This is a genomic window from Allobosea caraganae (assembly GCF_003351345.1).
GTDB classification, from domain to species: Bacteria; Pseudomonadota; Alphaproteobacteria; order Rhizobiales; family Beijerinckiaceae; genus Allobosea; species Allobosea caraganae.
Genome location: NZ_QQTO01000007.1, coordinates 303,925 through 311,285 on the forward strand (window position 1 = coordinate 303,925; position 7,361 = coordinate 311,285).

Below are 7,361 nucleotides of genomic sequence, written 5' to 3' on the forward strand. Positions count from 1 at the left end.
CGATCAGATGGCTATCGCAGGACCGCGGCGACCTTCGCTCACATCTTGTCGTTGATGACGCGCAGCTCTTCCGTCCGCAGCGGCCCCGACATGCCGTCGGCGACCTTGCGCAGCCAATCGCGATAGACGTCCTCGTTCTTGTTGACGGCGAGTCCGACCGGCTGGGACTTCTCGTTGCTGTCCTGGCAGTTGTTCTCCTTGGGCAGCACGGCGAGGCCCTTGACCTTCCGGCTCAGCGCGATCCAGGCGAAGGTGTTGACCGGGGCGGCGTCGGCGCGGCGCGCGATGATCTCGTCGACCGGGACGACGTTCGAGGTGATCTGGCCGCGCTGCTTGGCCTTGGCGAAGCGCTCCTTGACCCAGGGCTCCTGCGCGGCGCCGACGAGATAGGCGACGGTGACGCTCGGGTCGTTCAGGTCGTCGATCGACTTGGCCTTAGCGAAGCGCTCGTTCGAGGCCAGCCCGAACATGCACAGGCTCTGCTTCGAGTAGAGCACGAAATCGACCACCGCCAGGCGCTCCGGCGTCTCGGCGACGGGCGCGAGGGTCAGGTCGACCTGGTTGGTCGGCAGCACCGGGATCTTGGTGTCGTTGCTGACCGCGACCTCCTGGATCTTCACCCCGAGCCGCTTGGCGTATTCGTTGACCAGCACCCAGGCCGGGCCTTCCCAGCGCTGGCTGCCGCCGGTGGTGTTCTCGAACAGCCAGGGCGGGTTCGCCAGCATGCCGACGCGCAGGACGCCGGATTTGCGGATATTGTCGATGCGCGGGCTCTGGCCCGGCGCGGGCGGCTCCTGCGCCCAGGCGGCCGAAGCCAGGCCGGCGGCAATGAGCGACGTGAGCAGAGTCAGGCACTTCTTCGAGCGCATCGAAAATCCTCCCCTTGAGAGCATGTGCCCGGCTCTTTTCGGCCCGGCATCTTGTTGTGTGGGGGAGTATGGGCGCCGCGAAATCAATCGGTCAACCTATGCTGACCTACGTTCAGAACATCATAAAAAGTAATGTCCCGTTATGGCCACCATCGGCTAGATTTGCCTCCGGCAGGCCGTCATCCACGTCCGGATCGCGAGCCCGTTTCGCTGGACCAATCCCCGCAAAGAGGCCCTGGCATGTTCAATTCCGTTCTCCTCACCGGCGCCGCCGGAGCGCTCGGCCGGCAGCTGCGGCCGGCCCTGCGCCGGGCCTTCAAGCAGGTCCGGCTCTCCGACGTCGCAGCGGTCGAGCCTGCCGGGGAGAATGAGGAGGTCGTTCCCTGCGACCTGCGCGATGCGGCCGCGGTCGAGCAGCTGGTCTCCGGCATGGACGCCATCGTCCATTTCGGCGGCTCGCTCAGCCGCAACGACTGGGGCAGCGTGATGGAGGTCAACATCGCCGGCACCTACAACCTCTACGAGGCGGCGCGCCGGCAGAACGTCCTGCGCGTGGTCTATGCGAGCAGCAACCACGTCATCGGCATGTATCCCCGCAGCGAGCAGATCGACCTCGACGCGCCGCTGCGCCCCGACAGCCTCTATGGCGTGAGCAAATGCTTCGGCGAGGCGCTCTCGCGCTACTACTGGGACAAATACGGCATCGAGAGCGCCTGCCTGCGCATCGGCTCCGCCCTAGCCAAGCCCAATGACGAGCGCTCGCTCGCGACCTGGCTCAGCCTCGAGGACCTCGACCAGCTCGTCCTGCGCTGCCTGACGACGCCGCATCTCGGCTGGACCGCGCTCTATGGCGTCTCCGACAATGACAGGTCGTGGTGGGACAACGGCAAGGCGGGCTATGTCGGCTTCCGCCCGCGCGACAATGCCGAGAGCTTCGCCGTGGAGGTCACCGGCTCCGCCTCGCCACTCGACCCCGCCGACCCGGCTGTATTCTTCCAGGGCGGGGCGCGCTCGTCGCACGACTATGTCGATGAGGCCGCGCGCGCCAAGTTGCGGCGCGAGCGTCAGCCGAAGCCGTAGAGCCTTGCCGGATTGTCGACGAGGATGCGCCTACGCAGGCCCTCGTCGGGCAGCCACGACAGGAATTCCTCGAACTGCACGGCATCGTCGGGCTTGCTGCCGATGGCAAAGCGCGGGTGCGGCCAGTTCAGCCCCCAGACCAGCCGGTCGGGGTGCTCGGCGGCGAGCGTCTGCACGCGCAGCGCGACCTCCGACCAATCGGCATCGCCATCGCGCAGTCCGTAGTAGAGCGCCGACAGCTTGAGCCAGACCTTCCCGGTCCGCAGTAGCGCCAGAAGCGCCTTGAAGGCCGGGCCGTTGATGCCGTCTCCCAGGGGCAGGCGGCCGAGATGATCGATCACCACATCGGTCGGCAATGCGGCGATGACCGCCGGCCAGTTGGCAATGTCGCGGCCATCGCCCTGGATCTGCAGGTGCCAGCCCAGCGGCGCGACGCGGCGCGCGATCGCGGGCGCATCCGCCAGCGACATCGCGCCGGGCTCGGTCGTCATGATGCGCAGGCCGCGCATGCCGGCGGCGGAGAGGGAGCTCAACTCGTGCTCCGGCACATCTGGCCTGACGATGGCGATGCCGCGCGCGTTGGGGGCGCCGGTCTCGGCCATGGCCGCGAGCATGGCGCTATGGTCGGTGCCATAGGCCAGGGGCTGGACGAACACGGTGCGGCCGATGCCCAGCCCGGCGCAGACCAGCCGGTAGTCGGCCAGCGTCCGCTCCGGCGATTTGTCGCCCGCCGGCAAAGGGAAGCGGTCATAGGGCCCGTAGATATGCATGTGGCAGTCGCAGATCGGCCCGAGGCGCTGCGCCGCTGCAGCGCCCGCCAGCATCGTCACGTCAGTTGCCATCATCGCACCCCGCCATCCCAGCCTGTCGTGTGGACCTCGTCCGTGAAGGCCCGGATCAACCGCGAGCGCGGCGAATTCCTCAGCCAGACCAGGCCGATGCGCCGCCCCAGCACCGAGCCGGGCAGGCGGATCTTGTTCAGCGCCAGCCCCTCCGGCCAGGGCGGCGACCAGTCCGGCACGAGCGAGACGCCGAGTCCTCGGTCGACCAGAACCGCGATCGCATCGAGCGCATCGAGCTCGAAGCGCTCCTTCGGCCTGATGCCCGCCTTGCGCAGATAGGCGTCGCTATAGCGCCCGCCCCAATGATTGCGGTCGTAGCGGATGAAGGGCTCGCGCCGGAGGATGTCCTTGACGTCGGTCTTCTTCATCGCCGCCGGGGTCAGCAGGATCAGCGGCTCCTCGCGAAAGAGCTGCCAGCCGCAGGTCTTCGGCAACGCGAATGGCGGCTCGACGATCACCGCCGCGTCGATATTGCCGTCGAGGACATCGGCATAGAGGTTCTTCGACGTGCCGGGCACGACGTAGAGGTCGAGATTCTCGTAGCGCAACGACAGGCCCTGCAGCACATCCGGCAGGATCCCAGTCAGCGCCGAGGAAATGGCTCCGAGGCGCAATTCGCCGATGACGCCGCCGCTGGCCGCGAGCGCCCGCAGATCGCGGACCTCGCGCAGGAAGGCGCGGGAGCGCAGCAGGATGGCGGCGCCGGCCTCGGTCGGCTTGACCGTGCGCCCGGTCCTGGCGAGGAGGCGGACGCCGAGTTCCTGCTCGAGCGCGCGGATGCGCTGCGACAGGGCGGCCGGGGTCAGGTTCAGCCGCCGCGCGGCTTCCGCCAGCGAGCCGCTTTCGACGACCGTCGTGAAACTTTCGAGGAAGCGCGTATCCATTCCGGCGCTTTGTAGCCACAGCGCGAGGGCGGCGGCAACGCCGATGGCGGAAGGGGTGGGACAGGGTCCGCCATCCGCCACGGCATTGATTATAATAAGTAATTTAGTGTCTCAAGGTGCTCTTGGTGTAGCAGTCTGGTGTTGCAACCGCAAGGCCAGTTCGCACATTCCTACTAGTTGGATTCTGCCTGGGGTTAGGCGGGTTTCCCCGGTTCGAATGTGACGCTGACCCGCTGGGCACGAATATGACCATCCATCCCGAAGCAGGGCTCAAGCTCGATCTCAATATCCCGAGCGGAAGGGGGGATTGGAAAATAGTTGCTCCGCCCGCGATCGGGAGCCCAGTCCAGCGTAAGTCCGCCTATTACATTTTGGTGGCTGAACCCGTCCAGCTTGAGGTCCTGTATGCCCTCAATCGCAAAGGTCACGACGGCGTGCTTTTGCAGCACGAAGAAACCTTTTTCATCGACCTCATTGGTCATGACCCAGCCATGAAGGCGGAGCGTGCTCACACCATTTCGGTTCAGATGGAGCTGGATAATCTCTGCGTCGTGGAAAGTGGGTGCACCTCCAAACCACTGCAAAAGCTCGGGCCCTCCGGGGATATCAGCGTAGATCATCGACCGTTCACTCACTATCTCCGCCAGCGGCCGGAAGCCTTCTGGAGCTCTAGGTCACATACCCATAAACTGGATTCCCTGCGGCCTGGTGTTCTGATTCAATGATCTCAGCCTTGGAGGTTGAGATGGCTCGGTTTGATCTGACGGATTTCGAGTGGTCGGTGATCGAGCCGCTTCTGCCGACGAAGGTTCGCGGTGTTGCGCGCGTGGACGACCGTCGCGTTCTGAACGGCATCTTCTGGCGGTTGCGCACCGGGGCGCCGTGGGCCGACATCCCGGCGCGCTATGGACCGCATACGACCTGCGTCAACCGCTTCAACCGATGGCGCAAGGCCGGGCATTGGGCACGCATTCTGCAAGCCGTGTCAGCCGCTTATGATGGCGATATCCAGATGATCGACGCCTCGTCGATCCGCGTTCACCAGCATGCCGCCAACGGCCAGAAAAAGACGAGCGATCCCGTTGCATGGGTCGCTCGCGCGGCGGCCTGACCACCAAGATCCACGCCCTTGTCGATGCTGAAGGCCGCCCGATCCGCCTTAAGCTGACGGAAGGCCAGGCTCATGACGGGCGTTCGGCCGCCGACATGCTGGACACGGTCGAGCCGGGAAACATCCTTCTCGCCGACAGGGCCTACGACAGTGACGCCTTGCGCGAAGAGATGGACGCGCGCGGTGCATGGGCCAATGTCCGCGCCATGCCCAACAGGGTCAAGACCTTCGCCTTCAGCGCATGGGTCTACCGCCAACGCAACGCCGTCGAGCGCTTCTTCAACAAACTCAAACACTTCAGAGCCATCGCCACCCGCTACGACAAGCGAGACGACAACTTCCTCGCATCCGTCCAACTCGCTTCAATCCGCATCTGGCTGCGAAGTTATGAGTCGGTCACCTAGAGTAAGAAGCTGTCGCTTGTCAGCGCTTGAGACCTTGCCGTCGGGCGATATGCTCCCGACGCTTCAATTCACCAATGATGTCCTTGATCTCGCAATCCAATAGGTAAAGGTCGCCCAGTGAATATCCGTTCAAAGGCAGGCCGTACATTCGGGCCATGATCCGGTAGAAGATACGAGCATGAAAAGGGCCTCTACCGAACGGCATCGAGACGCGATTCTCATAAAATCGTCGGCTCAACGCGTCGCCAACGTGCGGTGCAAGCGCTTGGCGATCGGCGACGCACTTTTCGAGTTGGGACTTTAGCGCTTCATCATTTAGCTTGGCGAGGTCGCCACGAAGGTTGATGCCTATTCTCACAGTGCCAACCTGCCGCGATCTCCAGCGCAGGATCGCGTGAAATCTGGGATATGCCAAGACCGCTACGGGTGGTGTGCTCAACTGATCGCTGCAACACACACGGCGAAGGTCTCCGCTGGGGTTCGATAGAGCAAGGTTTTTCTTGGCCGTTCGTTGAGCTGTCGGGCGATGGCGCTGAGCTGGGCCTGGCTTTGCAGGGACAGGTCGGTCACGTGAGGCAGGTACTGTCGCAGCAGCCGATTGGTGTTTTCGTTGGAGCCGCGTTGCCAGGGTGATCTGGGATCGCAGAAGTAGACCTCGACGTTCGAGGCGAGAGCCAGGCGCTTGTGATCGGCGAGCTCCTTGCCCCGATCCCAGGTCAGGGACTGATAGAGTTCGCCGGGCAGTTTCCGGGACTGTTTGATCAGGGCGGAGACGACGCTCTCGGTATCCTTGTTGGCGATCTTGACCAGCATCACGTAGCGCGAGTGACGCTTGACCAGCGTGGCGACGTAGCTGTTCCGGGCGCCGCCGATCAGGTCGCCTTCCCAATGGCCGGGCACGGCGCGATCCTCGACGGATGCGGGCCGTTCGCTGATGGAGACCGCATCCTTGATCTGGCCGAGGCCGTTCCGCTTCAGGGTGGCGTGCCTTGAGCGCCGGATCGTTCGGCGGGCCCTGAGGTGATCCAGAAGCTCCTTCTTCAGCACGTCTCGCGTCTGGATGAACAGGCTGCGATAGATGGTTTCGTGCGACACCTGATTGTGCGGCTCCCCGGGCCAAGCGCGCTTGAGCCAGCCGGCGACCTGCTCGGGCGACCAGTTCCGCCGCAGCTTGCCCGATACTGTCCGGGCCAGGGCAGGCCGGCAAGCCAGCTTGCAGCGTTTTGGACGCAAGGCCCGGTCCCAGGCCGCCTGATCGGAGCCTGTCGCGCGATACCGTTCCGGCCCGCCGTTGCGCAGAACCTCGCGGCTGATCGTTGATGGCGATCGACCCAGCCGCCGAGCGATCCCTCGCAGCGAGCAGCGGGTGCTGAGCCCTCGAGAGATTTCCTCCCGCTCGCCCAGACTGAGGGCGCGCGAAGCCCGCGTCCGGTCTGGAGGCCGGATGCCGCCGGTCGGAGAAAGAACCGAAAACACCGACGAGGACGCTCGATCGAAACGCCGTCCGATCGAACTCATCGACTCGCCGGCCTTCCAACGATCTCAAATCTCAGCCCGCTGGGCCGCCGAATAATAGATCCGCCGCCGCTGCTTCATCACCCACGCTCCATCTCCGAAGAAAAAGTAGCGTGTTGCGTTCACCCGTTGAGCCCACCGCCAAAGCTGGGCGCTCCGGGAACCCACCGCTAATTTCCGCAATGGGTGGGAAGCTGAAGTTTGCGACCTCCGGCGCGAACGCCCTGATCGCGCCATTTGCAGACATTGGCGCATTGCCCAGAAGCAGACGTTACCGCTGGGTAGGCCTGAGTTGCGCTGCCGACCCTTTAGCCGACGTTGTGGATCGAAGCCCCTGCGCCGGGGCCTCAGCCGGATCCCCGAGCCTCTCGCTCAGAACCTGATGGCGAGATTGGCCTTGAAGGCGTGGTCCTGCGCGTCGCTGGCGAGCTGGCCGGTATAGGAAATCCCCAGCGTGGTGCTCTTGCTGATGGCGAGGTCGAGCCCGGCCTCGACCAGCGCGGCATTCTTCGCGATCGGCACGCCCGCGACCGTGAAGGCGTTGCTTCCGGCGAAGGCGAGCGTCGCGGCCGGGTCGACATCGCCGAAGGCGTGGCGCCAGGCGAGAGCGCCGCGCAGGGTCAGGTCCATGCCCTGCATTGCAAAGCTGGTCGAGG

8 protein-coding genes and 1 pseudogene are annotated in these 7,361 nt (G+C 64.7%); 2 read left to right on the forward strand and 7 right to left on the reverse strand.

What is annotated here, in order from left to right; translation table 11 throughout:
• Positions 1–38 precede the first annotated feature (38 nt).
• Complete coding sequence (locus DWF00_RS04145) at positions 39–869, reverse strand: substrate-binding periplasmic protein (protein ID WP_114830135.1); 831 nt, start codon at positions 867–869, stop codon at positions 39–41.
• 240 nt (positions 870–1,109) lie between these two features.
• Here DWF00_RS04145 and DWF00_RS04150 point away from each other — a divergent pair, with 240 nt between their 5' ends.
• Complete coding sequence (locus DWF00_RS04150) at positions 1,110–1,949, forward strand: NAD-dependent epimerase/dehydratase family protein (protein WP_114830136.1); 840 nt, start codon at positions 1,110–1,112, stop codon at positions 1,947–1,949.
• On the opposite strand, the gene DWF00_RS04155 is transcribed toward DWF00_RS04150, so the two are convergent.
• From DWF00_RS04155 to DWF00_RS04165, 3 genes are all read right to left on the reverse strand, one after another.
• The gene (locus tag DWF00_RS04155) at positions 1,934–2,794 is read right to left on the reverse strand and encodes an amidohydrolase family protein (RefSeq protein WP_114830137.1); all 861 of its coding nucleotides are present in this window, start codon (positions 2,792–2,794) and stop codon (positions 1,934–1,936) included. The genes DWF00_RS04150 and DWF00_RS04155 overlap by 16 nt on opposite strands.
• Positions 2,791–3,675 (reverse strand): LysR family transcriptional regulator, encoded by an 885-nt coding sequence (locus tag DWF00_RS04160; protein WP_114830138.1) that lies wholly within the window; start codon positions 3,673–3,675, stop codon positions 2,791–2,793. The genes DWF00_RS04155 and DWF00_RS04160 overlap by 4 nt, the downstream gene beginning before the upstream one ends.
• A gap of 194 nt (positions 3,676–3,869) precedes the next feature.
• Positions 3,870–4,295 carry an Imm50 family immunity protein gene (locus DWF00_RS04165; RefSeq protein WP_114830139.1) on the reverse strand — a complete coding sequence of 142 codons (426 nt, stop codon included), beginning with the start codon at positions 4,293–4,295 and terminating at the stop codon, positions 3,870–3,872.
• A 125-nt stretch (positions 4,296–4,420) separates the two neighbouring features.
• On the opposite strand from DWF00_RS04165, the gene DWF00_RS04170 reads away from it, so the two are divergent.
• Positions 4,421–5,190, forward strand: a protein-coding gene (locus DWF00_RS04170) for an IS5 family transposase (protein WP_181832718.1) whose coding sequence is annotated in 2 segments (ribosomal slippage) — positions 4,421–4,735 and positions 4,738–5,190 — 768 coding nt in all. Because the reading frame shifts where the segments join, the coding sequence is not laid out codon by codon here.
• Between the two features lie 19 nt (positions 5,191–5,209).
• Here DWF00_RS04170 and DWF00_RS28975 read toward each other — a convergent pair.
• From DWF00_RS28975 to DWF00_RS04180, 3 genes and pseudogenes are all read right to left on the reverse strand, one after another.
• Positions 5,210–5,629, reverse strand: coding sequence for a hypothetical protein (locus tag DWF00_RS28975; RefSeq protein ID WP_147283726.1), 420 nt, complete (start codon positions 5,627–5,629; stop codon positions 5,210–5,212).
• Positions 5,626–6,786, reverse strand: a pseudogene (locus DWF00_RS04175) (IS30 family transposase). The gene DWF00_RS28975 and the pseudogene DWF00_RS04175 overlap by 4 nt, the downstream one beginning before the upstream one ends.
• A 291-nt stretch (positions 6,787–7,077) precedes the next feature.
• Positions 7,078–7,361: autotransporter domain-containing protein (locus DWF00_RS04180; RefSeq protein ID WP_114830171.1), on the reverse strand; the 284-nt coding region annotated here is incomplete at its 5' end.

Coding starts and splice junctions, on each gene's coding strand:
- DWF00_RS04155 (WP_114830137.1), bottom strand. CDS start 2,794: ATGATGGCAACTGACGTGACGATGCTGGCGGGCGCTGCAGCGGCGCAG.
- DWF00_RS04160 (WP_114830138.1), bottom strand. CDS start 3,675: ATGGATACGCGCTTCCTCGAAAGTTTCACGACGGTCGTCGAAAGCGGC.
- DWF00_RS04165 (WP_114830139.1), bottom strand. CDS start 4,295: ATGATCTACGCTGATATCCCCGGAGGGCCCGAGCTTTTGCAGTGGTTT.
- DWF00_RS04145 (WP_114830135.1), bottom strand. CDS start 869: ATGCGCTCGAAGAAGTGCCTGACTCTGCTCACGTCGCTCATTGCCGCC.
- DWF00_RS04150 (WP_114830136.1), top strand. CDS start 1,110: ATGTTCAATTCCGTTCTCCTCACCGGCGCCGCCGGAGCGCTCGGCCGG.